Origin of the sequence: Pseudoalteromonas sp. Bsw20308 (genome assembly GCF_000310105.2) — a bacterium.
GTDB classification, from domain to species: domain Bacteria; phylum Pseudomonadota; class Gammaproteobacteria; order Enterobacterales; family Alteromonadaceae; genus Pseudoalteromonas; species Pseudoalteromonas fuliginea.
Window position 1 is genome coordinate 1176838 of the sequence record NZ_CP013138.1, and the last position, 26349, is coordinate 1203186.

At 39.1% G+C, this 26349-nt stretch carries 20 protein-coding genes and 2 pseudogenes; 16 read left to right on the plus strand and 6 right to left on the minus strand.

Annotated elements, in window-relative coordinates; genetic code table 11:
- The first annotated feature begins 116 nt into the window (after positions 1-116).
- Positions 117-983 carry a hypothetical protein gene (locus D172_RS05045; RefSeq protein ID WP_007376159.1) on the plus strand — a complete coding sequence of 289 codons (867 nt, stop codon included), beginning with the start codon at positions 117-119 and terminating at the stop codon, positions 981-983.
- A gap of 55 nt (positions 984-1038) precedes the next feature.
- Positions 1039-1805 (plus strand): annotated as a pseudogene (locus D172_RS05050) (hypothetical protein).
- Between the two features lie 157 nt (positions 1806-1962).
- Here D172_RS05050 and D172_RS05055 read toward each other — a convergent pair.
- The gene (locus D172_RS05055; RefSeq protein WP_007376162.1) at positions 1963-2595 is read right to left on the minus strand and encodes an RpiB/LacA/LacB family sugar-phosphate isomerase; all 633 of its coding nucleotides are present in this window, start codon (positions 2593-2595) and stop codon (positions 1963-1965) included.
- Between the two features lie 414 nt (positions 2596-3009).
- Between D172_RS05055 and D172_RS05060 the strand changes: the two genes are divergently transcribed.
- Together D172_RS05060 and D172_RS05065 are read left to right on the plus strand one after the other, a co-directional pair.
- The gene (locus D172_RS05060; RefSeq protein ID WP_007376163.1) at positions 3010-3507 is read left to right on the plus strand and encodes a (2Fe-2S)-binding protein; all 498 of its coding nucleotides are present in this window, start codon (positions 3010-3012) and stop codon (positions 3505-3507) included.
- Positions 3504-5765 carry a xanthine dehydrogenase family protein molybdopterin-binding subunit gene (locus D172_RS05065; RefSeq protein WP_007376164.1) on the plus strand — a complete coding sequence of 754 codons (2262 nt, stop codon included), beginning with the start codon at positions 3504-3506 and terminating at the stop codon, positions 5763-5765. The genes D172_RS05060 and D172_RS05065 overlap by 4 nt, the downstream gene beginning before the upstream one ends.
- A 63-nt stretch (positions 5766-5828) precedes the next feature.
- Here the strand turns inward: D172_RS05065 and D172_RS05070 are convergent, their stop codons facing one another.
- The gene (locus tag D172_RS05070) at positions 5829-6026 is read right to left on the minus strand and encodes a CsbD family protein (RefSeq protein ID WP_002958133.1); all 198 of its coding nucleotides are present in this window, start codon (positions 6024-6026) and stop codon (positions 5829-5831) included.
- Positions 6027-6311: 285 nt separating this feature from the next.
- On the opposite strand from D172_RS05070, the gene hrpB reads away from it, so the two are divergent.
- The gene (hrpB, locus tag D172_RS05075; RefSeq protein ID WP_007376165.1) at positions 6312-8738 is read left to right on the plus strand and encodes an ATP-dependent helicase HrpB; all 2427 of its coding nucleotides are present in this window, start codon (positions 6312-6314) and stop codon (positions 8736-8738) included.
- Between the two features lie 98 nt (positions 8739-8836).
- Complete coding sequence (locus D172_RS05080) at positions 8837-9301, plus strand: nuclear transport factor 2 family protein (protein WP_007376166.1); 465 nt, start codon at positions 8837-8839, stop codon at positions 9299-9301.
- Positions 9302-9456: 155 nt separating this feature from the next.
- On the opposite strand, the gene D172_RS05085 is transcribed toward D172_RS05080, so the two are convergent.
- Positions 9457-9777: an alpha/beta hydrolase-fold protein gene (locus tag D172_RS05085; RefSeq protein WP_007376168.1), complete on the minus strand. Its 321-nt coding sequence runs from the start codon at positions 9775-9777 to the stop codon at positions 9457-9459.
- A 184-nt stretch (positions 9778-9961) separates the two neighbouring features.
- Here D172_RS05085 and D172_RS05090 point away from each other — a divergent pair, with 184 nt between their 5' ends.
- The 3 genes and pseudogenes from D172_RS05090 (at position 9962) to D172_RS05100 (ending at position 12610) form a co-directional block, all read left to right on the plus strand.
- Positions 9962-11077 carry an HDOD domain-containing protein gene (locus D172_RS05090; RefSeq protein WP_007376169.1) on the plus strand — a complete coding sequence of 372 codons (1116 nt, stop codon included), beginning with the start codon at positions 9962-9964 and terminating at the stop codon, positions 11075-11077.
- Between the two features lie 15 nt (positions 11078-11092).
- A pseudogene (locus D172_RS05095) lies at positions 11093-11643 on the plus strand (heme NO-binding domain-containing protein).
- On the plus strand, positions 11636-12610 hold the full coding sequence (locus D172_RS05100; RefSeq protein WP_033023292.1) for a sensor histidine kinase: 975 nt from the start codon (positions 11636-11638) through the stop codon (positions 12608-12610). The pseudogene D172_RS05095 and the gene D172_RS05100 overlap by 8 nt, the downstream one beginning before the upstream one ends.
- A 55-nt stretch (positions 12611-12665) precedes the next feature.
- Here the strand turns inward: D172_RS05100 and D172_RS05105 are convergent, their stop codons facing one another.
- A complete protein-coding gene (locus D172_RS05105) occupies positions 12666-12881 on the minus strand; it encodes a hypothetical protein (protein ID WP_007376172.1) in 216 nt (71 codons plus the stop codon).
- A gap of 171 nt (positions 12882-13052) precedes the next feature.
- Between D172_RS05105 and D172_RS05110 the strand changes: the two genes are divergently transcribed.
- The 4 genes from D172_RS05110 (at position 13053) to D172_RS05125 (ending at position 18321) form a co-directional block, all read left to right on the plus strand.
- On the plus strand, positions 13053-14960 hold the full coding sequence (locus D172_RS05110; RefSeq protein WP_033023295.1) for a DUF1800 domain-containing protein: 1908 nt from the start codon (positions 13053-13055) through the stop codon (positions 14958-14960).
- A gap of 10 nt (positions 14961-14970) precedes the next feature.
- A complete protein-coding gene (locus D172_RS05115) occupies positions 14971-16311 on the plus strand; it encodes a DUF1501 domain-containing protein (protein ID WP_007376174.1) in 1341 nt (446 codons plus the stop codon).
- A 107-nt stretch (positions 16312-16418) separates the two neighbouring features.
- Positions 16419-17132 (plus strand): DUF1499 domain-containing protein, encoded by a 714-nt coding sequence (locus D172_RS05120; protein WP_007376175.1) that lies wholly within the window; start codon positions 16419-16421, stop codon positions 17130-17132.
- 142 nt (positions 17133-17274) lie between these two features.
- Complete coding sequence (locus D172_RS05125; RefSeq protein WP_007376176.1) at positions 17275-18321, plus strand: NAD(P)-dependent alcohol dehydrogenase; 1047 nt, start codon at positions 17275-17277, stop codon at positions 18319-18321.
- 64 nt (positions 18322-18385) lie between these two features.
- Here the strand turns inward: D172_RS05125 and D172_RS05130 are convergent, their stop codons facing one another.
- Positions 18386-19627, minus strand: coding sequence for an MFS transporter (locus tag D172_RS05130; protein WP_257721347.1), 1242 nt, complete (start codon positions 19625-19627; stop codon positions 18386-18388).
- A 961-nt stretch (positions 19628-20588) separates the two neighbouring features.
- On the opposite strand from D172_RS05130, the gene D172_RS21870 reads away from it, so the two are divergent.
- From D172_RS21870 to D172_RS05145, 3 genes are all read left to right on the plus strand, one after another.
- The gene (locus D172_RS21870) at positions 20589-21887 is read left to right on the plus strand and encodes a methyl-accepting chemotaxis protein (protein WP_007376178.1); all 1299 of its coding nucleotides are present in this window, start codon (positions 20589-20591) and stop codon (positions 21885-21887) included.
- Positions 21888-22219: 332 nt separating this feature from the next.
- Positions 22220-24367, plus strand: a complete 2148-nt coding sequence (locus tag D172_RS05140) for a TonB-dependent receptor (protein WP_007376179.1) — start codon at positions 22220-22222, stop codon at positions 24365-24367.
- A 186-nt stretch (positions 24368-24553) separates the two neighbouring features.
- On the plus strand, positions 24554-25258 hold the full coding sequence (locus tag D172_RS05145) for a C4-dicarboxylate ABC transporter (protein ID WP_237113691.1): 705 nt from the start codon (positions 24554-24556) through the stop codon (positions 25256-25258).
- Between the two features lie 38 nt (positions 25259-25296).
- Here the strand turns inward: D172_RS05145 and D172_RS05150 are convergent, their stop codons facing one another.
- Positions 25297-26337, minus strand: a complete 1041-nt coding sequence (locus D172_RS05150) for an IS481 family transposase (protein WP_007379120.1) — start codon at positions 26335-26337, stop codon at positions 25297-25299.
- Positions 26338-26349 lie beyond the last annotated feature (12 nt).

Genomic DNA, 26349 nt, shown 5'->3' on the forward strand with positions numbered 1-26349 from the left:
TTACATAATAGGTATTAGATGTGACTATTAAATGGATTGAACATGTAGTCTATGTATTAGTTTTGGACTAAGCATAAAGGATACTAAGTTTTAGTTACTCTAACTAAGGAATTATAATGCAGACAATTACGGAAGATCAGCTATCTCTTGAATATTACGGTGCAGCAGTTGAAAAAGGGCAACTAAAAGCGAAAGATGTTGCTCGCTATATTTTGGCATTAGATGAATTTATGAACGTTATTACAACAGAGGCTTATGGTAAAGATGCATCGCTATGTATGGATGTATCAGGTTTTAGAGGACAATCATTTGATATTGATTTTTTACTTCAGGTTGTAGGTTTATCCTCTGGAGCACTATTTTGCACCAGCTCCCCCAAAGACCTTATTACTCTGGCTACTGACTCAATTAAGTTGTGTATTCATTTAGCTGGCAATCAACCGAAGCAGTGCACACCAGATAGTAATGCGAATACAGTTAATATTGAAAACTCTAATGGTCATACTCAAGTATTTCATATTCAAACGCTAAATGTTCTTTCTGACCCAAAAGCTGCTAATTCATTGGATACATTTATTAGAGAGCCTTTGCTTAAAGGGTTAAGCGAAGTAAAGTTAAAATCTTCAAAGTTTGACATCCAAACTAAAGCTTCGGCTAATGATGCCGAATTTTTTAAACCTCTAGATTTCGATTTACCAATTTCAAAAAATACAATTACAACAGGTTTAACTATTGAATCACCATCCTTTAAAGATGGAAATAAGTGGAAATTATTTGATGGACAATCCAGTTTCTATGCAGAGATTACTGATAGAGAATTTATTGAGACTGTAGATAAAGGAGAGCGGTTTGGTAAAGGGGATCTATTAATAGTTGAAATGGAAATAATTCAGACTAAAACACCGCAAGGCTTGAAGATCGAAAAACTCATTACGAAAGTTACAGATCATAAAGAAGCGCCTCAGCAGAAAGGTATGTTCTAAGATTTTAGGTCAAAGTATTAGAAATATAATAAAAGCCCAGAGTAAAGGACTGTAAATGAAATATCTAAACCGCATTCTACTGTGCCTATCTCTACTTTTCACATCGAACATATTTGCGCTTGAGCAAAAGTATCACGAGAGTGTTTTACCTGTTATTGCTGCTTTTAAAACGCAGGATAAAACTGCGATTGCTGCTTTTAAAACGCAGGATAAAACTGCGATTGCTGCTTTTAAAACGCAGGATAAAACTGCGATTGCTGCGCATATTCGCTACCCCTAAAAAGGCAATATCCATTGCCCGACATTAAAAATGAAGCTGAGTTTATTAACCGCTTTGATGAGGTTTTTAATGATGAGTTAGTAACCGTTATTGTCAGTTCAAACATTAAAACTGATTGGGAGAAAGTAGGTTGGCGCGGCATTATGCTAAATAACGGCGTTATGTGGGTAGATACCGAAGGTAAAATTATTGCTGTAAATACACAAAATACTAAAGAGCAGGCACTTGCTAAAAGCTTAATCGAACAAGGTAAGCAATCCTTGCACGCAAATATTAATACTTTTGAAAAACCAGTACTCGATTGGAAAACAGCTAAATACCATATTCGTGTTGATGATTTAGGCGAACATAATTTTCGGTATGCAGTTTGGGGTATTAATAAAAAGCTTAGCGATAAGCCCAGCATGGTTTTATTAAATGGCGATATTACGTTTGAGGGTAGCGGTGGGAATTACCATTATACTTTCAAAAATTGTCGCTATAGTTATGTGCTACCAGTAGCCATTATTGGCTGCTATTACATCACAGCCGGTTGGCTTTAGGTCTTAAAGACGTGAGTAGGTGTTATCGCAAGATGATGCAGAAGCTGCTATTAGAGGTATGTAACCTGAACTCTGGATAATAAATCTAAATATCATTATGGTTCAATATATTAGTAAATCTCTTAACCAGAGCTCAGGCTATATGACAATTTTATTATTAAGCTCTAGCTTTAACAAATGCTGCTATTGCTTCGTCTTTACAATGCTTAAAGAAACAATCTTGAAACCGTGAACCGCCAATAGCTTGTTTAATAAGGTCGGGGTCTATCGATTCAAGTGCCTTGAGATAATCTTTAGCTATATCTACTTTTAATTGACTTAAAATACCAGCGTTAGTCACTTGAGATTCTTTACGATCAGCTGGATAACCTTGACCTTTTTCACCTGTAAATGCTTTTTCGAAAATGTATTTTATATTTAGCTCAGCACCCCACCCAAAACCTTTTGCATACGGTAAAGCCAGTGCATTACCATTGTTTATTTGTGCAAATAGATATGCATCAGAAGGGTCAATACAATAACCACATGCAACACCCGGAAAAGCATTGCTAGCCATAAGTGCGCCTTGGCCTGTGCCACAACCTGTTACAACAAAGTCCACAGCTTTAGAGTTAAGCAATAGACTGGCGATAATTCCTAGGTGGATGTATGTTAATCTATGGTCGTTGTCACCATCCATGCCAACATTAAATACCTGATGATCTTGGGCTTTGGCCACAGTATTAAGTTGCTCAAGTACAATAGGGTTTTTTGCTGCTTGACTAAATTCATTCATTAATGCGATTTTCATAGATTTTACCAAATTAATTAATATTAAATTTATTCTACATTCAATTGCCACCGGTAGCAATTGTGGGTTGTCAGAACAGTAATTTATCCATTATAAAGTTTTGGATAGCAACAGTGATGCACTACTTTAGTTAAAATGCTTATAAATTAATAACCTTTCTCAACTCATTTACTTTTCTTGGTTTAGCGTATTGTTGCTCAATTTTACCAACAAGCTGTTTACGGCTACCTAAATTTTATCTAAATTGTGGTTAGTTGGTTGTCCTATTTTTACTAACGTTCTAATAATTAGTATTTTTATAAAATAGATCTAAGTGATAGGCTAAAAGTAGTAAGTATAAAATAGTAAGTAATTAAAAATAGTTCTCGCGCAACAAGGGACCCTCCTGTAAAGCGCTTTGCCAAGGAGTTTAGTATGATCACGCTTACCATTAATGGTAATAAACATGAGTTTTCTGGCGATCCGTCAACGCCAGTATTATGGTATCTCCGAGACGAATTGAATTTAACTGGGCCTAAATTTGGCTGTGGTATGGCGCAGTGTGGTGCGTGTACCGTGCATATTGATGGGGTAGCTCAGCGCTCGTGTGTATTACCTGTTGCGGCAGCAGCAGGGCGTTCAATTACGACAATTGAAGGGTTAAGCGAGCAGGGCGACCATCCAGTACAACAAGCATGGGTTGAGCATAAAGTACCGCAGTGTGGTTTTTGCCAGTGCGGTCAAATGATGCAAGCTGCAAGCTTATTAGCAGCAAACCCAACCCCTACCGACGATGAAATAGTAAGTAATATGTCGGGAAATATTTGCCGTTGTGGTACATACCCGCGTATTCATAAAGCAATTAAATCAGCGGCTAAAACAATGGCGAGTGTTCAATATTTTGACCCAAATGAACAAGGGGAAGAAGTATGAACCAAGATAACAAATACTTTGATTTAAACCGCCGTAAGTTTTTAAAAACTAGCGCAATAGGTGCATTGGTACTTGGTACTTATTTTGTAGGCAGTGCGCCAAGAGCATTTGCGGGTGTGTTAGAACAGCCATCTGAGCAAGCAAAGCGCGCAAACTTATTTATTGCACTGCGCCCAGACGGCATGGTTGAAATAACCTGCCATCGCTCTGAAATGGGTCAGCAAATTCGCACCGCGATTGCACAAATAGTTGCCGATGAAATGGAAGCCGCGTGGGATAAGGTTATTGTTATTCAGGGTAAGGGCGACCCTAAATACGGCGATCAAAATACCGATGGCTCGCGCAGTATTCGCTACAACATGCAGCGCCTGCGTGAAATGGGCGCAAGTGTGCGTTACATGATGCAGCACGCTGCCGCTAAGTATTGGAAAGTTGACCCGCAGACCTGTACAGCCAATCAACACGTTGTTACACACAGCTCAGGTAAATCGCTTACTTATAAAGATTTAATCGACTTAGCGCTTACAATAACGCCACCAGAAGCTGACAAACTAACACTTAAAACACGCAAAGAATGGCGCTACATTAATACTGGCATGGCGCACATAGATTTAGCCGATTTAGTAACAGGTAAAGCAATATTTGCAGCCGATGTACGCGAACCACAAGCGCTGGTGGCTATAATTGAACGCCCGCCGGTAGTAGGCGGTGTTGTTAAGTCATTTGATGCCAGTGCTACAAAAGCGATAAACGGCGTTGTAGATGTTATTGAAATACCTGCACCAAAAGGCGCGCCGCAGTTTCAGCCAAAAGGTGGCATTGCGATTATAGCTAAAAACACATGGGCTGCATGGCAAGGGCGTAAAGCATTAAAAGTCGTGTGGGATGATGGCAAAAATGGCGATTACAATTCAAAAGAATTTAAAAAGTCATTATTACAAACAGTACAAACTCCACAGGCAAACATACGTGATAAAGGCGATGCCATGGGCGTGTTGGCTAAATCGAGCAATAAATTGGTAGCTGATTATTACGCGCCGCATCTTGCTCAAGCACCAATGGAGCCGCCTTGTGCAACAGCTATGTACAACAAAGACAGTGTTGATATATGGGCTGCTACGCAAAATCCACAAGCCGATATGAAAACAGTGGCGGCAATGCTTGGCATGGATGAGAGCAAAATTAATGTTCACGTTACCATGTTAGGAGGCGGTTTTGGGCGTAAGTCAAAACCTGACTTTTCAGCAGAAGCAGCTTATCTTTCAATGAAAGTAGGCAAGCCTATTCGTGTGCAATGGACGCGTGAAGACGACATACAACATGGTTTTTACCATGCAGTTTCGGCTCAGCACATTGAAGCATCGCTAGATAAAAATGGCGCAATAGAATCGTATTTACACCGCACCGCGTTTTCACCAATTATCTCTACCTTTTCAGAAGGGGCGACTACGCCGGGAAGCTTTGAACTGCGCTTAGGATTTACCGATAACCCTATTAACACACCTAACATGAAGTTAGAAAACGGTGATGCGCAAGCCAAAGCACGAATTGGTTGGATGCGTTCTGTATCAAATATTTTTCATGCCTTTGCTATTCAGTCATTTATTGGCGAAGCAGCGCACAAAGCCGGTCGCGACCAAAAAGACTATTTACTAGACACTATAGGTCCGAGTCGCATTGTTGATGTAACTGAGCAAAATGCCACATACGATAATTACGGTGGCGATAAAGCGGTTTATCCGTTAGATATTGGCAGGCTGCGCCATGTTATTGAAAAAGTAGCTGACATAAGTAAATGGGGTCGAGAACTTCCTAAAGGTCGAGGTTTAGGAATAGCAGCACACAGAAGCTTTTTAACTTACGTAGCTACGGTAGTTGAAGTAGAAGTGTCGGATGCTGGCGATTTAAAAGTAATTAAATCGTGGGTTGCCATTGATGCGGGGACGGTTGTAAACACCGACACCGTTAAAAACCAAACCCAAGGTGGCTCTATTTACGGTATTACAACTGCAATCAGCGATGGTATTACCTTTGATAAAGGCCGTGTACAGCAAAGTAACTTTCATGATTATCGCGTACCGCGTATGAGCGACTCACCTCTTGAGATTGAAGTTGAAATAGTACAAAGCGATGCACCACCAGCAGGGGTAGGCGAGCCATCTACACCGGTTTATGCACCAGCATTATGTAATGCTATTTTTGCAGCGTGTGGAAAGCGTATTAGGCAGTTACCGATTGGTAACCAATTAAAAGCGTAGCTAAATAACCTACAGCTTAAACAAAAAAACCGCCAAAATGGCGGTTTTTTTAGAAGTTAGCGATTAGTGAGTTTTTTCAAACTCATCAACTTCACGCTCTGCTTCTTCTTTAGATTTACCATACTGCTGCTGAATTTTACCAACTAGCTCTGTACGGCTACCTTCAATTTTGTCTAAATCGTCGTCAGTAAGATCGCCCCATTTCTGTTGAGCCTTACCTTTAAGTTCGTTCCAATTACCTTTCATACGATCGCTGTTCATAAGTTTCTCCTTACTTAGATTTAATTAACGTTCAGTATAAAAGGAGCAAGGCGTGTACCAATAAGTTAAATTTTTATTTTGCATTTATAATCATGGTGTTATGTTTTTATTGAGGCAGTAATGATTAATGTTGTGAAAACATCCTTAAAAAATGTACAGAGCGGTCTGTAATTATTTCTGATTATGTAACCCTTTATTAAATCCCTTATAACCACATAGCTTTAGCGGCGCGTTTATTTTTGGTTTTTGTTACAATGCACGCAAAGCAATTTTGGGTAAATAGCAGTGCTGCCGGTTCAAGACATATATCAACAACTCGTTACTACATTACAAAGTAATCCTATTACGTTATTACAAGCGCCGCCTGGTGCGGGTAAATCTACGTGGTTGCCGCTGCAGATTATGCGCGATGGGCATTTTAAACGTATTGTAATGCTAGAGCCCCGCCGTTTAGCTGCACGTAATATTGCCAGCTACCTAGCAAAGTGCCAAAACGAGAGTGTTGGGCAAAGTGTGGGCTTGCGGATTAGAGGCGAGAGTAAAGTAAGCGCTAATACGCGCCTCGAAATAGTCACCGAAGGCATGCTAACGCGCATGCTGCAAAACGATCCCGAATTAAGCGATATAGATTTACTGATATTTGATGAATTTCATGAACGTTCAATTGCAGCCGATACCTCACTTGCCTTTGCGCTCGAGACCCAAAGTGCACTGCGTGAAAATTTAACTATTATGCTTATGTCGGCAACGCTAGATACAGAGCGCTATACAGCGTTTTTTGACTGCCCTGTAATTCAATCAAGCGGTCGCAGCTACCCAATAGACGAAGTATACATACCCATAAAAGATGAAAGTCGCTGGCTTGATGCAATTCCTACCATAATAAAACAAGCACTTAATGAGCAAACAGGTAGCGCATTGGTATTTTTACCTGGGCAATTTGAAATACTACGCGTGCAACAAGCACTTAGCGATTTACCCAGTAACTGCCAAGTTGCAACGCTATTTGGCGAGCAAGATAAAGCCAATCAGCAAACTGCTATTGCTCCTGCACCAAACGGCATGCGCAAAGTAGTGCTTACCACCAATGTAGCCGAAACCAGTTTAACTATTGAAGGCATACGCATTGTAATTGACAGCGGCAAGCGCCGTGCAGCTACCTTTAATTTAAAAACAGGTGTTACTGAGCTCACAACACAAAGTATATCGCGCTCGTCTGCTGTGCAACGTGCAGGGCGTGCAGGACGAATAGAGCCGGGCATTGTTTATCGAATTGGCTCAAAGCAAACCTTTGAGAGACGTAATAGCCACGACAATCCAGAAATACTCACATCAGACATAAGCCAACTTATGCTTGAGGCAAAGCAGTGGGGAGCCAGTATTGATAAGCTAACCTTGCTCGATAAACCCACTGAGCAACAATGCGAGCAAGCAAGTAACCTGCTCAACATGCTAGAAGCTATTGATAGCAAGGGTAAGCTCACATCGCTTGGCAGTAAAATGTTAGGTTTTGGTGCTGATATTCGTTTGGCGCATATGCTCTTAAAAGCACAAATACTTGATGACCAACTCCCTGGTATTTTTAGGCTCGCTATTTATTTAGTGGCATTACTTGAGAGCCGAGTAAACAGTGCAAACGAGTTGAGTTTAGCGTTGCATAGCCAACAGCAACGTCCGCATCCGGTATTTAAACAACAGTTAAAATATTGGCAAAGCCGCTTAAAAGTAAAAGACGAAAACAGCGAATTAAATACGCATTATATAAGTTTGCTGGTGGCATTGGCATACCCCGATCGCATCGCTAAAAAACGTGGTAATGGTTATTTACTTGCCAATGGTGCAGGGGCTGAGTTGAATGCCGATTACTGGCACAACGACGATTACTTAGCCATAGCAACCATGGGCGGGCACAAAGGCGGGCGTATATTTGCAGCCACCGCGCTTAACCCATTTGAGTTACAAGAATTTTTACCGCATTTATTTAGTGAACTTACTCGTTGTGAGTTTGATGAAAAGTCAGCGCGCTTTATTCATCAAGATGAAGTAAAGCTCGGGGCTATAACGCTCAGCAGCCAGCCTAGTAAACAAAAACTAGATAAGAGCGAGCGTGCTAAAGCGTGGCTTAGCTTATTTGCTAAACACGGTTTTGCTTTATTTAACGAGCAACCTGATGCGCAACAATTGCTGATACGTATGAGCCTAGCAAGTAATTTAATGCCCGATAAATTCCCGCAAATAAACGAGCAACAACTTATTCAAAATGCAGCGCAGTGGCTAGGCGTGTTTTTAGAAGATATTAAAACGCTCACGCAGCTTAAAAAGTTTAACTACTTTGAAGCATTACAAAACTGTTTTGATTGGCAACAACAAACCGCGTTAAAAGCATTGTTACCACTGCGCTTAACGGTGCCAAGTGGCTCAAATATAAAAATAGAATACCAGCTTGATGGCCCCGCAAAGCTAAGCGTGCGCATTCAAGAAGTTTACGGCTTGACCAGTACGCCTATGCTTGCCAACGGTAAACTGCCACTGCTTATGGAGTTGCTATCGCCAGGTAAACGCTCGCTGCAACTTACTCAAGATTTAGCGCACTTTTGGGCTAGCAGTTACCGCGATGTGCAAAAGGAAATGAAAGGCCGCTACCCTAAGCATTTTTGGCCAGACGACCCTGCCAACAGCGTTGCAACCAATAGAGTGAAAAGCAAAATGTAGGTGTTAGTTACTTAAAGTTATTTGTTTTATTATTGAACACATTAATATAGTGTTCCTATAAATGAATCAATATTTTTAACTACAGGAAGTGATAAGTGATGAAGCTACTTTTAACGTTAGGCTTGGCCTTAGTAACTGCTTTTTCGGCGAATGCTGAAAAGCCACTCGACTTAAATGCGTTTGCGCAGCAGTATTATAAAACAATGACCGCCACACAAGCACCTAACGCAGGTGCTAAAGAGCTTGAGGCTTATCTTGCATTGTTAACCGATGATATTGGTAATCAGCATATTCCGTATCAACCGGATGACTCACGTACTCCTGATGGCAAAGAGCAGATGCGCAAAGGTATGAGTTTTTACTTAGGTGCACACACGTTGTTTGAAAGCACACTGCTTAATACATTTGTGTTTAACGATACAGGCTTTGCTATTCGTTATAAAAATTTTGCAAAAGGCATTCACCCACAAAGTAAGCAGCCAATAGAATACACCTCCACAATGATGGAAGTAATCGAAATTGAAAATGGTAAGGTGGCGATGATCCGCAAATACCATGAATAATACTTAAAGTCTTATAAGCATTTTTATTAATTACTTTTTTGGATGGTAGTTAATTTATGTAAAAGCGTCGTATACAGCTAAATGCAGAGTATCGGCGTGATCTAGGTTTTTAAAATAGCCTAATTTCACTTGGCTTTTATTACCAAAAATAGGCGCTATTTTCTTATGCAATCGCCTTCCATTAATTCACCTTCTTTACCAACGTCAATATAAACCGATTGAGGAAACGATTGTGGCTCAAAAGGGCTATTTAGTAATTCATTATTGGCCCACCATAAGCTTGAGCTAATTATTACGTAATAATTAAAAGTTGCAGAGTGATTAAATAAAATATCGCTTGAAGGCAGACCAGCTAATGATTGACCAATTAAAGTATTTGTTGAGTTGGAACGGTATGTTTTATTAATCAGTGGGCGAAGCTTGTCGTTTATAAAACTAATAAAAAAGGTGCTATTAAAAATATCTTTTTCATTCAATCTATTTAACCGGCTGGTTTAACATTAATTGTGCAGTAATTAAGTATATCCTATCAGATCTCAATGGCTTTATCTTAATCCTATGAATCTCTAATACGATTAGGCCCTTTTCGTTTTATGTCTATTTGTGAATTTATACTACGCTTTGATTAGAAATTAATACGTTATAGCGAAGGTATAGTGAATGCATGAGCAAAAAATAAATATACTTTTAATTGATGATGACGAATTACTATTACGTGCACTAGCAAAAACGTTGAGCCGCTTATGTGCAAATGTAACTGTAGCCTGCTTACAGTTACCTAATGAATTTGAACGCTACATAGAAAACAATAATACACCCGACATTATTTTTTGTGATTCTATGATGCCACTTTCTTCAGGGCTTAAAGTACTAGAGCACGCTAAAGCGATCTGTCCTACAGCCTTAAGGTGTTTATTTACCAGTGATTTAAGTAGTAACTATCAACTACAAGTTAACAACACAATCCACTTTCATCTTGTAAAACCTTTTACACAGAAACATTTAGTAGCGGTGCTAGACAGCGCTAAGTTATTAAAATTACTTCCTATTCATGCTCCTCATCGCGTTATTTTAGGGCAGCTTTCAGACTTGCCATTTTTAGGTGTTGTGACTCAAAACTTATTAAGTGAGTTAAACAAAAATGAGCCAAACATTTCTATTTTAGAAAATAATATTAGCCACGACCCTGTATTAACGGGAAAAGTTTTGCAGGTAGCCAACTCCGCATTTATGGGGTTTGATAGTCAAACTACAAACTTAAAAGAGGCGATTATAAGAATTGGTTTAGTTAGTTTAAAGGCGATTGTGGTTTTTTCTGAATTGTCTCAACAATTACTTAATAAGGCTAAGCAAGAGACGCTTAATGAGTTAATTAATAAAGGATATAAAAAAGCAAGTATGGCGCAATCGCTCGCTAAGTATTTAAAGCAAGATAGGCAAACACAGTTGTTTGCATTTGCAGTTGGTTTGCTTAGTGTTATTGGTGAATTAGCTGCTATGTGTATTGTGCAAGATAACGAAGATGAAAACGTGCCTAAGTACGCTCTTAGTGCCTACTTATTAGCGCTTTGGGGGTTTGAAAAGTCAATTGTTAGGGCGCAGTTACTGGATGATTTACCTGTGGATGAGGGGATATCATTAACTGTTATTCATATGATTGTTGAGCATGCTTATTGCCAGCAAGTAATTGAGTTTAATCAAACTGAATATGACTTTATTGATGATTTGAAAATACTAGAAGATGTACAACAATGGTTTTTAAGTTTTAAAAAGTGATACACGAGGGGATGTATGAAAGGTGTTATTTTTAGAGGACTTGAAGCCCTCGTTATTGAAAAGTACGGCATGGCTGCGTGGGATGATTTACTTGAAAAAAATGCACCTAGTGATCGTATTTATATTTCAGCAGAAAGCTATCCAGATGAAGAAATAGTGGGTTTGGCGCAAGATGTAGCTGATGCTTTATCTATGTCTATGCCTGATGTTTTAAAGGCATTTGGTGAGTATTTATTTGGCCACTTAAGGGCCGGCACCCTACAATAGTTGAAAACTTTAATGGGTTTGCGGACTTAATTATGGGTATCGATAAGGTGATTCATGTTGAAGTTGCAAAACTATATCAAGAGCCAAATTTACCAGAAATTAAAGCAGAGCTTATTGAAGATGGATTTATTTTGATGCATTACTATTCCAAAAGGCAGCTGTGCATGTGCGCTGAAGGGCTTATTTTTGGTGCAGCCTCTCATTACGGTATTGAGGTGGCGCTAAATCATGTTGAATGTATGCATAATGGTTTTGATAAATGTGTAATTGAAGTTAAATATGAGATTGGCAATGAGTGAAGATACCCACAACTACAAAAAAGCATACCTTCGTGAAAAAGCAGCAAGAGATGAACTAGAGATGCTACTTGAGGATAAAACACGCGCATTATTTTGTGCAAACCAAGATCTTGAAGAAAAGCTTAACATGTTAAAAAATCAGCAGGTTACTCTTATGCAAAGTGAAAAAATGGCTACTTTAGGGACGCTATCGGCAGGTGTTGCCCATGAAATAAATAATCCACTGGCATATGTAACAAGTAACCTTGAAAGTATTAAATTTTTTAAACCTACGCTGATAGCATTAATGACTGTTGCAAAACAATATATTAATAAATCAATATCTGCTGCAGAGATGGAAACATTACTAATAAAACTTGATAAAGAAAGTGATATTGATTTTATTTTAGATGATCTAGATGAACTATTAAATGATACGCATGAGGGATTACAGCGAATTGCGGCAATTGTTAATAACTTACTTAATTTTGCTAGACCTAAAAATAATTCCATGGCTATGGCTAATATTAGAGAGTCGCTAGAGGGGGCTATTAAGTTACTCGCTAATCAGTTAAAAACATGCAACATAACGTGTTCGGATGATGAATTACCATTAAGTTATTGTAATTTGTCGGCAATTAATCAAATCTTCGTAAACCTTTTACTAAACGCTAAATATGCCTGTGATTTAGTACAAGACCAGCAAGGAGAAATTCTTGTTAATTTATTCTCAGACGAGAAAAATATCTACATTGAAGTGTCCGATAATGGCTGCGGAATGGATGAAAAAACAGTCAATCATATTTTTGAACCATTTTACACTACAAAGCCTGTAGGTGAGGGAACTGGAATGGGAATGGCTATTGTATATAACGTATTAAAGGAACATAAGGGATCTATAGAAATTGAGAGTGAGCTTAATAAGGGCACTCTAATGCGTTGTATATTACCCATAATAACACTGCCAGACTCATCTCTAGCGTGTTAAAAGTAATTAACGTATTTATATTTAATAAATTACGTATGAGAGGGGTTTTGTTTACTTATATTTCTTTACCTGCGTGTCGCTCAGCTAGGTCATCAAGTTCTGCAATAGTGTAATCAAACCCATTTTCGTCATACTCATAGCTTACTTTTACACTGTCGCCACCATTAAAAAGACGAGTTTTTACATCGTTAACAGACCAATTTTTTAGTTCATGTGAAAATCGGTTGGCAACTTGTGAAGATTCAAAACGATAGCTAATTTCTGTTTTCATAAATAATAAAGCCCAGGCTAATTTAAACCACCGTATTTTTTGTGTTTTTGAGGGTTAGTCAAGTTTCGGTTACAAAAAATAAAGGGTTAAATTGTAAATTTTGTGTTTCAATAAATGCATCAAACTCGGTACATGGTAATGTACCTTTATTAAAAGACGATGACGACTTTCATGCATTATAAATATTTTTTGATGGCAAGCTCAGTTTTGCTACTAAGTGCTTGCGGTGGTTCAGGCTCAGATGATACGCCAACTATTAACGGAAATGAAATTCCTATTTTATCTGTGGCTAATATTCCAAGCGATATAACCAAAAGCCAAACTATTGAATTAACTGCAACAGCGAGCGATAACGACGGCACAATAACAAGTGTGATCTGGGAGCAAACTGCTGGTCTTAAGGTACTTGATGAGCCAATAGCTGCTAACTCTGTGATAATAAATATTCCTTCAGCATTGAGTTATTCACCAAAAGAGTATGCCTTTAATGTAACTGCAACGGACAACGAAGGTGCTATTGCAGTTAAAACGGTAAGTTTTATTGCCAGAAACGCGATGGATGAATTTGCTGCTGCACGTTTGCTACACCAAGGTAGTATGGGGCCAACACTTAATGAAATACGCAAAGCCCAAGGGTTAAGTGAGCAGCAATGGCTTGAAAGCCAAATAGCATTGCCAATTGAATACCACCGAAGTTATTTAGTCAAAAGTCCGGATCAAGATGACTTTAGATATATCAACCGTATTGATGGTTGGTGGAAGGCGACCTTGCGCAGTGACGATCAGCTTCGCCAGCGCGTTGCATTTGCATTGAGCGAGATATTAGTCGTGTCGGATGCCAACAGCAGCTTAAGCTCTCAACCAGAAGGAATGGTTACCTACTACGATTTACTGCTTAAAAATGCATTTGGTAATTACCGGGAGTTACTAGAGGATGTCACGCTTTCGCCAATTATGGGGACTTATTTAAGCCATTTAGGTAACGAAAAAGCAGATGATGCACTTAACATTCGTCCAGACGAAAATTACGCACGTGAAGTAATGCAGTTATTTACCATTGGGCTTGAAGAGCTAAACCTAGATGGTAGCGCAAAGTTTGATGCCCAAGGGAATACCATTGCCACTTACGGGCAGTCTCAAATTGAAGGCTTTGCACGGGTATTTACTGGTTGGACGTTTGCCGATAGTGAAACGTTTAAACGCAAAAGCCGTGATTATATTAAACCAATGCAAGCATTTAGCGAATACCATTCAAGTAAACAAAAAGTACTTTTAAATAATGAAGTAATCCCTGAGGGCTATGGGCCAGAGGAATCACTGCAAATAGCACTCGATAATTTATTTAATCACGCCAATGTAGCACCATTTATTACTAAGCAACTAATTCAACGATTAATTACATCAAATCCAACCCCTCAATATATTGAGCGAGTGGCTAATGTGTTTAACGATAATGGCGATGGTGTGCGTGGGGATTTAGCGGCTGTCATTAAAGCTATTTACTTAGATGACGAGGCTCGTCATTTTGGCAGTGTTTTAAGCTATCAAGGAAAAGTTAAGGAGCCCTTACTAAAAACAGTACAATTTTGGCGAAACCTTGATGCAAGGTCTTTAGAAGGGGAGTATAGAACATGGAATTTAATAAATAATTATGGGCAGGGGCCAATGCGTTCGCCATCTGTATTTAACTTTTTTAGACCCGATTATCAGCCAGCTCAATTACGCAGTGATGAGTTAGTCGCACCGGAATTACAAATAGCGGGTGATACTACATTAATTGGCACTATGAACGAGCATTTCTCAGGTTTAGTATGGGGAACTGCAGAAGCACGTGATGATTTAAATCCCAAAGAGTTATATGTTTATATCAAGAGCGATATGAGCTTTTTAAAAAGTAACGGGGTAGGTGCCTTACTTGAACAGTATAATGTTTTATATTTTGCAGGTTCAATGAGTGCTGATACGCGCCAAGCATTGCTTGATTTAGATGCATACTTTAATGATGCCGAATATCGAGAACGGGTATCGTATTTACTTTACATAATTGCTATTTCACCTGAATTTAATTTGCAGTATTAGGAGAGACATAATGAGCATAAATAGAAGACAGTTTTTGTCGTTATGTTTAAAAGGCGGTGTGTCGGCGGCCGCGCTAACAAGTTTACAACTGCAAGCATTAACGGGGTCAGTAAATGCGATTGAGTTGGGGGATTACAAAGCGTTGGTGTGTGTGTTTTTATATGGCGGTAATGATTCACTTAATATGCTAGTACCATTAGAAGGTGAGCAACGTAGCTTGTATGAACAAAGTCGTCAAAACCTTGCTGTTTCGGCGCCTATAGCACTTAATAGTGCAACTAATTTTGTTGGTGGAGTTGGGCTGCATCCTTCGCTTGCGCCTATTAAAAGGGTGTTTGATTCATCTAATCTAGCGTTTGTTGGCGGCCTTGGAACTTTACTCGCACCTACTACTCTCGATGATTATAAAAATAAAACCGTGACGCTCCCCAAACATTTGTTCTCGCATAATGATCAGCAGGCATCATGGATGTATGGGCGTGAAAAACAGTCGTTAAATAGTGGGTGGGGCGCACGTTTACTTGAGCGCTTAGAGCAGCAAGATCAGTTTGCCGCTAATATATCGCTTGATGGTACAAACCTTTGGCAAACGGGTAATCAAACAAAAGCATTTGCACTTAATAAAAGTGGTATAAGTAAAATTAATGCATTTAGTGATTATAAGCCGCGCATGGAACATGTAACTACTATAATGAACCGGATTATGAGTAATACAGTTCATCCCCTCAGTAGTGCTTACGCTGATAGCTTCAAGTCGGCGATTAATAACACCCAAGCGATGAATAATGCGCTAGAAACAGCGCCAGCGTTAATTACTTCATTTAGTGATACAAGTTTATCGGAGCAGTTAGCAGCAGTTGCTAAAACAATTAGCGTGCAGTCAAAATTAAGTACTCAGCGCCAAGTGTTTTTTGTGTCTATGGGCGGGTTTGATACCCATGATAATCAGCTAGATACTCACCCTGTATTGCTAAGCACATTAGCCCAAGGGCTTAGTGAGTTTGATAGTGCGATGAAAGAGCTTGATATGGCAGATAAAGTGACTGCGTTTACTATGTCTGATTTTGGTCGCACGTTGACCTCAAATGGCGATGGCACTGATCATGGTTGGGCAGGGAACCAAATAGTAATGGGCGGCGCAGTAAAAGGCGGCAATATATATGGTGAGCTTTTAACTCAGCATTTAGATGGCCCACAAGATACCAGTGGCGGGCGTTTAATTCCAAGCGTTGCAAATGAGCAGTACTTTGCCACATTGGCTCAGTGGTTTGGTGTGCCGAGCTCTGAGCTTGTTGATATTTTTCCTAATTTAAGTAACTTTGATCACACAACATTGGACTTTTTTGTGTAATTAGTCGCTAATAGTAATCTAAAAGCACTTATAGGCAGTATAAGCTACTCGTTAATAGCGTTTATCTGTTTAATAATAAAAATCACACATAATATAGGAATCATAAAATGAAAATTTTAGTGAGCTTAGTTAGTTTAATTGCCTTTTTGCTGGTCGTTCTGCCAGGGCCTTTGTACAAATTTGGTATTGTAGAACTAGGAACTGCATTTACAGGCTTTCGATTTGGCGTTTATGCAGGTGGCGCTGCACTTGTGCTACTTTTAATACAGATAATCTTTATGCGCAAAACCGTGACATTTGGTAGTGCAGCTATTGCTGTTGTATTTTCAGCAGTGGCTATAGCAATGCCTTTAAATATGATGAACACAGCTAAAAGTGTGCCGCCAATACATGATATTTCTACCGACTTAGTTAACCCCCCTCAGTTTGTAGCTATTGCACCACTTCGTGTTGATGCGCCAAACCCAGTTGCCTATGCAGGCGAAGAAACCGCAATTGAACAACGCAAAGCTTACCCAGAACTTGCAACGCTTAGTTTTGCTCAATCTAAAACTGATTTGCTTGAAGCTACAGAGCAAGCAGTGAAAAACTTGGGTTGGGAACTTGTTAACACAGATACAAGTTTAGGTCTTGTAGAAGCGACTGATACAACAACATGGTTTGGTTTTAAAGATGATGTCGTTGTCCGCATTAACGATGAAGGCAGTGAACGTTTTGTCGATATTCGTAGTAAGTCGCGAGTAGGACGTAGTGATTTAGGCAAAAATGCACAGCGCATTCATACATTAATTAATGAACTAAACAGCTTACTTGCAAAATAATTAAATTTAGCGCCCTAGTACTAATGATTGAGCCCAAACACTGTTTGGGCTTTTTTGTGCCTATTTTATATTGTCAGGTTCTATTCACGGGCTATGGGCTATGCTGTTGATGATTTAAATTTTTAACCACTATGGAGTTATTATGAAAACAGTAGGATATGCAGCAAAAAGCCAAGGTTCTGAATTGACAGAGTTTTCTTTTGAGCGCCGCGATTTACGAAATAACGATGTAGAAATTGAAATTTTATACTGCGGTGTGTGCCATTCAGATTTACACGCCGTACGAAATGATTGGGGCGGCAGTGACTACCCGTTAGTACCTGGGCACGAAATTGTAGGTAAAGTCATGTCGGTAGGTAGCGACGTGAAAAAATATAAGCAAGGCGACACTGTTGCTGTTGGTTGTATGGTTGACTCGTGCCAAAGTTGCGATCAATGTGATAATCACGAAGAGCAATTTTGCCGAGAAGGTATGATTGGTACATACGCAGGTAAAGACCGTATTACAGGTGAAATGACCCAAGGTGGGTATTCTAAACATGTTGTTGTACGTGAAGAATTTGTACTTTCAGTACCAGAAAATTTAGACCTTTCGCGCGTTGCGCCATTGCTTTGCGCTGGTATTACTACTTACTCGCCACTGCATAAATGGGGCGTAAAAAAAGGTAGCCGTGTGGGTGTAGTTGGCTTAGGCGGACTTGGTCATATGGCTGTTAAAAATGCAGTTGCGATGGGTGCAAGCGTAACGGTTATTGGTCGTAGTGAATCTAAAAAAGATGATGCCGTTAAATTAGGTGCTCAGCATTACTTAGTGTCATCTAATGATGACGAAATGAAAGACTCGCAATCTGCCTTTGACGTCATTATAGATACAGTCCCTGTAAAACATGATTTATCTATTTACACGCCACTACTTGATGTAGATGGTACATTAGTTATTGTTGGTCAAGTTGGTCCGGTAGATGAAGTAAATACAGTGCCATTATTAATGGGTCGCCGTCGTATTGCAGGCTCACTTATTGGTGGTATTGCACAGACGCAACAAATGCTCGACTTTTGTGGTGAAAATAACGTGCTACCTGAGTGCGAAATGATCAACATAGACGAAATTAACACGGCATACGAGCGTATGGAAAAATCTGACGTACGATACCGTTTTGTTATTGATATGGCATCACTAAACGCTTAATTTTACCTAAAAAGAGCCGCTAATTAGCGGCTCTTTTTGTATTTTAAATTAACCAGAACTCAAGTTAATTAGCTGCTTGCGCTGTTGGTTGCTGTTTGTTTAGTTGTAAGTAACTTAATAGCCACATACCCAAACCACCTAAAAACAATGCAGCTGCTACATAACCTGTTTGATTAGGTGCAGCACCTTGCGCTATTGCAATTCCACCGACCCAAGGGCCTATAGCATTGGCAGTATTAAATGCGCACTGTACTAAGGCGCCAATCATAGCGTGGCCTTCGGGGGCGACGTCCATTAAAAGCGTTTGAATCAGCGTAGCCAAGCCCACACTGCAACCAATAAAGAAGATCACCGCATAAAGAGCCCAAATATTATGGCTTGCCGTTACATAAGTAAAAGCAAATACAATGGTACATACAAGTGCAAGACCAGTGGTTTTAATTGCTGATTTATCGGCTGCTTTACCCAGTACATAGTTACCAAGCGTACAACCGATACCAAACATTACCATTGCGATAGAAATAGTATACGGGGCTGTTTTTGTTACCACTAATATGGTGTCGGCAATGTAAGTGTAAATACAAAACACCCCGCCAAAGCCAATAATTACAATCCCTAAAATAGACCAAACCAGTTTGTTTTTAAGTACGCCAAACTCGTTTAGTAAATTAGAAGGCTTAGCATTATCAATATTTGGCACCACTTTATAAACAAAAACAAAAGCAATAAATGCAAGCACTGCAGCGCCAGCTAAACAATAACGCCAACTTAAATTTTGACCTACAAGTGTAACTATAGGCACGCCAACAATAGTAGCCACAGTTAAACCCATAAACACCTTAGACATAAAGCTAGCACGCTTACCTTTTGGGGCAATATCCGATGCTAATAAAATAGCAGCACCAAAATATGCACCATGAGGTAAGCCACTTAAAAATCTAAATATTACAAGCTGCTCAAGCGATGTTGCCATCGCGCTTAACCCGTTTGATATAAACATTAAGCTTATAAAAATGAGCAATGCTTTGCGCTTTCTCATATTAGCAGTTGTTAGCATTAAAATAGGCGCGCCCACGACAACACCAATGGCGTAAGCACTAATTGCATAACCACTTTGTGATGGCGTTGAACCAAATGTTTCGCTAATTAGTGGCAGCATAGGCATCATCGAAAATTCAGATAATCCTAAAATAAATGTACCGAGCGCTAATACAAATAAAATAGCGGTTCTGTTAAGTTGACTAGATGCCGACGTTACATCTGATGTCATAAAAAATCCTTTGAAATTGATGTGAAATACATAGATAAAAGCAACAGTAAAATATGTAAAAATATTATATATAGGCTAGATTCTGTTTATCTTTCGAGATTGAATTTAACTGCCGTGTGTTTTTTAGGCAAGGCAGAGCTTGTTAGTGTGATTATTCCCTCATGGATGTAGGCAAAAGGTGTTGAGCAGAACGCGGGAGCTTTGCTCTGTTTTTACTTAGCCCACTAGGTTACACACCTCGCGCCGCGATTAAATCGAACCTAGATAGAACGAATTTTAATCTATAAACAGACCCTAGAAAAAATGACGTGATTTAGAGATAAACAGGTGGTTATATTAAGTTAAAAAGTGCGCGGCGTCATGTGCCAAACTGAAATTAAATAATATATATACGATTTATGCATTTAATAGTGATATTTTTATATATATAAAATAGATTATTCTTGAGCCCGTTTATCTTTCGAAATTGAATTTACAGGAGCTTGTTTACTTTTAAGCACCGTGGCCTTATGTACCCTGGTTAACTCCCATAAATATTTGATAACGTAGCATAAACGCCAAGCATGCGCTGTCTTTACTCACTCTTATGTCAATGTAAATCAGTAGAATAAGCAGGATCAGTTACCTAGCCTACGCCGCGATTTAATCGGCCAAGATAGAGTAAACTTTAATTTTTGAAGATCAACAGGCTCTAGATAGTTAATCTAAACTCGGATTGAAGTTTTTCCTCTAGCCAGAGATTTTCTGTGAAAACAAGGCGAGTTTACGCGTTAATAGCTGGCCTATTGCAAGTAAATTAAACGCAGTTAGCGCTGAAAGTAACCACTTGAGATAGATTGATTATCCAGAGTTTCGGTCAATTAGTGTGATGCGGCGCATAAAGTCTAATTTATTAGATTAAATTTGTATTTTTGCCTATATTTAAATTTTATAGTTGTAGTATAGAGCTTAAATAAACAGCTCATTCAGATTAAACATTTACCCTAAGGCAGCTTATATGTTTGGTATAAATAAAAGTAACTCGAAAATAGAAGCACTTGAGTTACAAGTCGCTCAAAAAGAATCAGTATTAAATGCAATAACGAAGCATGTTGCTTATATTGAGTTTACGGCTGAAGGGATTATTTTAGACGCTAATTTATTATTTTTGAACACAGTAGGTTATGCCAAGGATGATGTTGTTGGTCATCATCACCGTATGTTTTGTGAAAAATCATATGCGGAATCGAAAGAGTATACTCAATTTTGGAAAAATCTCAGAGACGGTAAGTCAGTGAGTGGGTCTTTTTTAAGATATAACTCCCAAGGCGAAAAAATATGGTTAGAAGCAACATACTTTCCAGTTGAAATAGATGGGGTTGTCGTTAAAGTAATTAAAATAGCCTCTGATATTACGGCTAATTACACGCAAAGAAAAGCACAAGAAGCAGTTGCAGAAGCATTAAGCAAAGCGTTGGCAACGATTGAATTTACCCCTCAAGGTGAAATATTAACAGCTAATAACAACTTTTTGTCTGCTACCGGTTATAAGCTAAATGAAATAACAGGTGAGCATCATAGGATGTTTTGCACCGACGAGTTTTACAATAAAAACCCACATTTTTGGGATGAGTTAGGGAAAGGGCAATTCAAATCAGGACAGTTTAAACGAGTAAAAGCAAATGGAGACATAATTTGGCTTGAGGCAACATATAACCCTATTTTAGATAACAAGGGAAACGTGATAAAGGTTATTAAATTTGCTTCGGATATAACTGAGCGCATGTCGCGTAATAGAGCCGTTACAGAAGCCACAGCGATTGCACACGAATCAGCCGTTTCTACGGTTAAAACCGCCGTACTAGGCTCTGGTATTTTAAGCGATTCGATCGCAAATTCCGATGCCATCGTAAATCAGGTCCTTAAATCAGTTGAGTTAATTAAAAATCTAAATGAACAATCTGCGGTCATAGGATCAATTGTTTCTACTATAAGTAGTATTGCCGATCAAACTAATTTACTAGCTTTAAATGCAGCTATTGAAGCCGCTAGAGCAGGTGAATATGGCCGAGGTTTTGCAGTAGTAGCTGATGAAGTTAGACAATTGGCAGCAAGAACGAGTAGTTCTACAAATGAAATTGCAACGGTTGTAAAAAACAATCAAGAGCTGACCAATGATATTTCAAAGCAAATAACATCTGTTTCTGATTCCTCGGTTAAAGGGCGAGAGTTAATTTCAGAAGTATCTGACGTTATAAAAGACATTGAAGCTGGGGCGGAGAAAGTTTCGGAAATTGTGTCGCAGCTAAATGTATAAATTTAAAGAATACATTTTTATATAAGGGTCACAGTTTTACTGTTGGCTCTTTTTTGTAATTAAAACCATCCTTTATTTATGGCCTGCTTATCTTTTGAGGTTGAATTTTCAGCAGTATGTTTGGTATTTAAGTAAGGCAGAGCCTATGTAGTGTTTATTCCTCATAAATAGGCGATAACGTAGAATAAATGCCAAACATGCGCTGCACAAAGGGTTCTGTCTAGGGCAATTTAACAACATTCTTAATTGATAAAGTGCGACAATATGTCGCGCTTTTGCTTTTGCAGTTCACACTATAATTACGCCAATTATTACAGTGGCATAAATTCACAATGGTTTATAAAAGCAAAACTCAAAAAACTTACTTACTTTCCCCTGTCGCACTTTTTATTAGCGGTGTGCTATCTCCTTTTGCATTTGCCGACGATACACCTTTAGAAGTAATTGAAGTACACGGACATGCTCAAAATAAGCATTTAGCACTTGGTTCGTCAGAATCGTTATTAAGTGATTTAGGTGTCGACTTTTCAGCTGCGGGCGGCGTATCTAACCTCCCTATTTTAAATGGTTTAATGGGCGACAGAGTTAAAGTGTTAATTGATGGCGCAGATGTTACCGCTGCATGCGCTAATCACATGAACCCGCCACTGTCGTATATCTCGGCTAATCAAATTACGTCTTACAATGTGGTTGCAGGCGTGTCGCCAGTGAGCGCGGGCGGCGATAATATTGCAGGCGTAATAAGCGTTAATTCTATTTCACCACAGTATAGCGATAGCAATGAATTAGATTGGCACTCAGGTTATGTGTCAGCAAAGTACAGTAGCGTTGATAACGGACGTAAACTTGGCGTTGGTGCACGTTTAGCAAGTGACACGTTTAGCCTTAATTATCAGGGTTCGTTTAGTGATGCAGATAGTTATGAAGACGGTAACGACGATGTAGTGCTTGATACATTGTATCGAGCGCAAAATCATAGTTTAACCGCAGCTATGCGCGATGATAAACAGCAATTAGTTATAAAGCTAACGCATCAAAAAATCCCGTATCAGGGATTTGCAAATCAGTATATGGATATGACCGATAACACCAGTTACGGTGCAATAGCTCAATACAAACGCTCCTTTGAAAACAGCGAGCTTGAAGGGCAAGTTAATTGGCACAGTGTAAAGCACGAAATGGGTTTTTTCAGTGAAGAAAAAACAGGCATGATGCCAATGAAAACCGATGCACAAGATATAAGTACGCAGCTTAAATGGCGTATCGCGCTTAATAAAAACAGCAGTATTTTACTCGCTCAAGAATATTACAATTACAGCATTGATGATTGGTGGCCAGGTATTGAAGGCTCAACCATGATGGGACCAGACGATTACGTAAATATAAATAACGGTAAACGAGAGCGCATAGCGGCATTTGCTGAATTTGAGAGTCAAATAAATACAAAGTTATGGTTAAACGTAGGCGTGCGTATTGAAAGTATTAATACCCACGTTGGGGAGGTTCAATCTTACAACGATGGTATGAGCATGATGGGTATAGGCAGTATGGAAACTATGACCATGAGCGATACGTCTACAGATAATAGCATTGCTGCACAGAACTTTAATGCTGCCAACAGAGATAAAACTGACACCATAGTTGATGCTAATTTATTAATTAACTACCAAATAACAAATTATGATGAGCTGCAATTTGGCCTTGCCCGTAAAAACCGCGCGCCTAATTTATACGAGCGATACAGCTGGGGCGTAAGCAATATGGCAACCACCATGATTGGTTGGTATGGCGATGGTAATGGCTATATTGGTAACCCTGATTTAGACGTTGAAACAGCGCATACAATAAGTGCTACTTATATTAAGCAGGCTAAAGATGATGGTTGGCGTTTAAGCACCAATGTTTGGTATACAGATGTGAATGATTATATTGATGCTGATATTGTAAGAAGCTTCAATAGTTATGATTTAGATAATACAGCGCGTAACATTTTGCAGTTTACTAATGTAGATGCCATTTTATATGGTGCAAAAATAGATTTAACAGCCAACATTTATGAATCTAAGGATTTAGGTAACTGGCAGTTGCACGCTAATGTTACTAATACGAGAGGTAAGCGCGACGATACTAACCAGCCGCTTTATCAAATTAAACCACTGCAAACCCAGCTAGGTATTAGCCAGCAAATTAATCGATTTGAAAATGCGTTATCTTGGCAGTGGGTAGATGCAAAAAGCCGTGTAGATAATAATCGTTTTGAAAACCAAACAGACAGCTACAGCCTGATTAATTTAAGCTCTAAAGCCACATGGGATTCATTAACTCTAAGCGCAGAAGTGAGTAACGTGTTTGATGAATATTACCAGCTCCCCCTTGGCGGTGTAAGTATTGCAGCGCTTAAACAAGATAGCGGCAACGGGTTTGAGCAATTAGCAGGGCAAGGTCGTTCATTTAATGTAAGCGTTAGTTACGCGTTTTAATTAACCTCATATTCAAATTTAAAATAAAGCAAAAGCCGTAGCTGTGTTATGGCTTTTTGTTTTTATGAAATATTTGTATGCAAAAAGGGTTCTATTAAGCACGCTTGGATTAATTTTACAGCGTTATTTTAAGGTAATGCAGTAAAAAGCAGTAACTTGTTCATCACCCAATGATTAGGAAGTACAGTGTTTAAGCAATTTAAAAATAAAGTGATGGGTGCGCCAACAGCTATGGCCGGTTTAGCTTTGGGTATTGCTAGTATGGGATGGACATGGGAAAACGTTTTTAATTTAAACTCTCAAGGGCAATTTTTGGGAGCGGTATTAGCTGGCGTATTAGTTTTACTTTTGGCTGCTAAGTTTTTACTACACCCTCATTTATTAAAAGCCGATTTAGCACACCCAGTTGCAGGAAGTGTGATCCCTACATTTGCAATGGCTAATCTTGTTATTTCAAACTCAATTGGGCAATTTAACCCATTGGCTGGTGATATTATGTGGGTTTTAGCTTTTGTGCTGCATCTCACATTTTTGGTGAGTTTTTTATACCAGCGAGCAAAAAAGTTTAACTTTGAGGATATGGCGCCCAGCTGGTTTGTGCCACCAGTAGGGATAATTATTGCAGATATTACTTTTTCGGGAAATCCGACATTAGCGTGGTTAGCTTATAGTGCGTTAGTTATTGGTATATCAACGTACGCGATAATGCTGCCAATTATGTTTTATCGTTTTTTATTAGCATTAAAAAGTGACTACGAAATACAGCCAACACTTGCCATTTTAGCTGCGCCTGCCAGTTTAACATTAGCGGGGTATTTTCATATTGTAGCTAATCCATCACTTGTTATAGTGGGGGCATTATTTATATTAGCTGTACTAGCTCAGACTTGATCTGACAGTTACCCATTTTTCTAATGGTGACTGTTAGTTTAGATTTGAGCTAAATTCTTTTCTGCCCAAACCGTTTTTCCATCCAATAATGTTTCAAGTGGTGTTCGACCGCAACATACTTTTCCTTGATGAGTCCGATCATTGTTGTAGTAATCCATCCATTCGTCCAGATCTTTTTGTAGTTCTTCCATTGAATCGTACAACTTTTTGCGGAATGTGATTTGATAGAACTCGTTCAAAATCGTCTTATGGAAACGCTCACAGATACCATTTGTTTGCGGGGACATTGCTTTCGTTTTTGTATGGTCGATGTCGTTAATTGCCAAATATAGCTGATAATCATGATGCTCAACTCGCCCACAATACTCAGTTCCTCGGTCAGTTAATATTCGAAGCATAGGCAATTTGTGACCTTCGAAATAAGGCAATACTTTATCATTGAGCATGTCAGCCGCTGTAATTGGCGTTTTCGTTGTGTAGAGCTTCGCAAAGGCGACTTTACTGTAGGTATCCACAAAGGTTTGTTGATAGATACGACCAACACCTTTAAGGTTACCAACATAAAATGTGTCTTGTGAGCCAAGATAACCGGGATGCGCTGTTTCAATTTCACCACAGGCTTCATCGTCATGTTTTTTCTTTTCTAGCGCAGCAACTTGAGCGTCAGATAAAATAATGCCTTCATTAGCGACTTTGTTTTCCAATGCTTTCAATCGTTTTTTGAAGTTTTCTAAATCGTGACGCAACCAGATTGAACGAACACCACTACCTGAGACAAACACGCCTAACTTACGAAGCTCATTGCTGGTTCTATGTTGACCGTGAGCAGGATAGTCAACTGCATAGTTAATGACGGCTTGCTCTGTTTCTTCGTCAACGCGATTCTTTATATTTGGTGTACGGCGGTTCTTTTCGATTAATGCATCGATACCACCTTCATTAACGAGTTCTTGATAACGATAAAATGTATCTCGTGATACGCCCATGACTTTACAGGCTCTTGATACATTGCCTAGTTCTTCGGCAAGGTTAAGTAAACCAGCTTTGTGTTTTATGATTGGATTGTTAGTATGCAACATGAGAGTTACCTT

Excerpts from the sequence above, each read along its gene's own strand:
- D172_RS05045 (WP_007376159.1), top strand. The coding sequence starts at position 117 with ATGCAGACAATTACGGAAGATCAGCTATCTCTTGAATATTACGGTGCA.
- D172_RS05055 (WP_007376162.1), bottom strand. The coding sequence starts at position 2,595 with ATGAAAATCGCATTAATGAATGAATTTAGTCAAGCAGCAAAAAACCCT.
- D172_RS05060 (WP_007376163.1), top strand. The coding sequence starts at position 3,010 with ATGATCACGCTTACCATTAATGGTAATAAACATGAGTTTTCTGGCGAT.
- D172_RS05065 (WP_007376164.1), top strand. The coding sequence starts at position 3,504 with ATGAACCAAGATAACAAATACTTTGATTTAAACCGCCGTAAGTTTTTA.
- D172_RS05070 (WP_002958133.1), bottom strand. The coding sequence starts at position 6,026 with ATGAACAGCGATCGTATGAAAGGTAATTGGAACGAACTTAAAGGTAAG.
- D172_RS05080 (WP_007376166.1), top strand. The coding sequence starts at position 8,837 with ATGAAGCTACTTTTAACGTTAGGCTTGGCCTTAGTAACTGCTTTTTCG.
- D172_RS05090 (WP_007376169.1), top strand. The coding sequence starts at position 9,962 with ATGCATGAGCAAAAAATAAATATACTTTTAATTGATGATGACGAATTA.
- D172_RS05100 (WP_033023292.1), top strand. The coding sequence starts at position 11,636 with ATGAGTGAAGATACCCACAACTACAAAAAAGCATACCTTCGTGAAAAA.
- D172_RS05105 (WP_007376172.1), bottom strand. The coding sequence starts at position 12,881 with ATGAAAACAGAAATTAGCTATCGTTTTGAATCTTCACAAGTTGCCAAC.
- D172_RS05110 (WP_033023295.1), top strand. The coding sequence starts at position 13,053 with ATGCATTATAAATATTTTTTGATGGCAAGCTCAGTTTTGCTACTAAGT.
- D172_RS05115 (WP_007376174.1), top strand. The coding sequence starts at position 14,971 with ATGAGCATAAATAGAAGACAGTTTTTGTCGTTATGTTTAAAAGGCGGT.
- D172_RS05120 (WP_007376175.1), top strand. The coding sequence starts at position 16,419 with ATGAAAATTTTAGTGAGCTTAGTTAGTTTAATTGCCTTTTTGCTGGTC.
- D172_RS05125 (WP_007376176.1), top strand. The coding sequence starts at position 17,275 with ATGAAAACAGTAGGATATGCAGCAAAAAGCCAAGGTTCTGAATTGACA.
- D172_RS21870 (WP_007376178.1), top strand. The coding sequence starts at position 20,589 with ATGTTTGGTATAAATAAAAGTAACTCGAAAATAGAAGCACTTGAGTTA.
- D172_RS05140 (WP_007376179.1), top strand. The coding sequence starts at position 22,220 with ATGGTTTATAAAAGCAAAACTCAAAAAACTTACTTACTTTCCCCTGTC.
- D172_RS05150 (WP_007379120.1), bottom strand. The coding sequence starts at position 26,337 with ATGTTGCATACTAACAATCCAATCATAAAACACAAAGCTGGTTTACTT.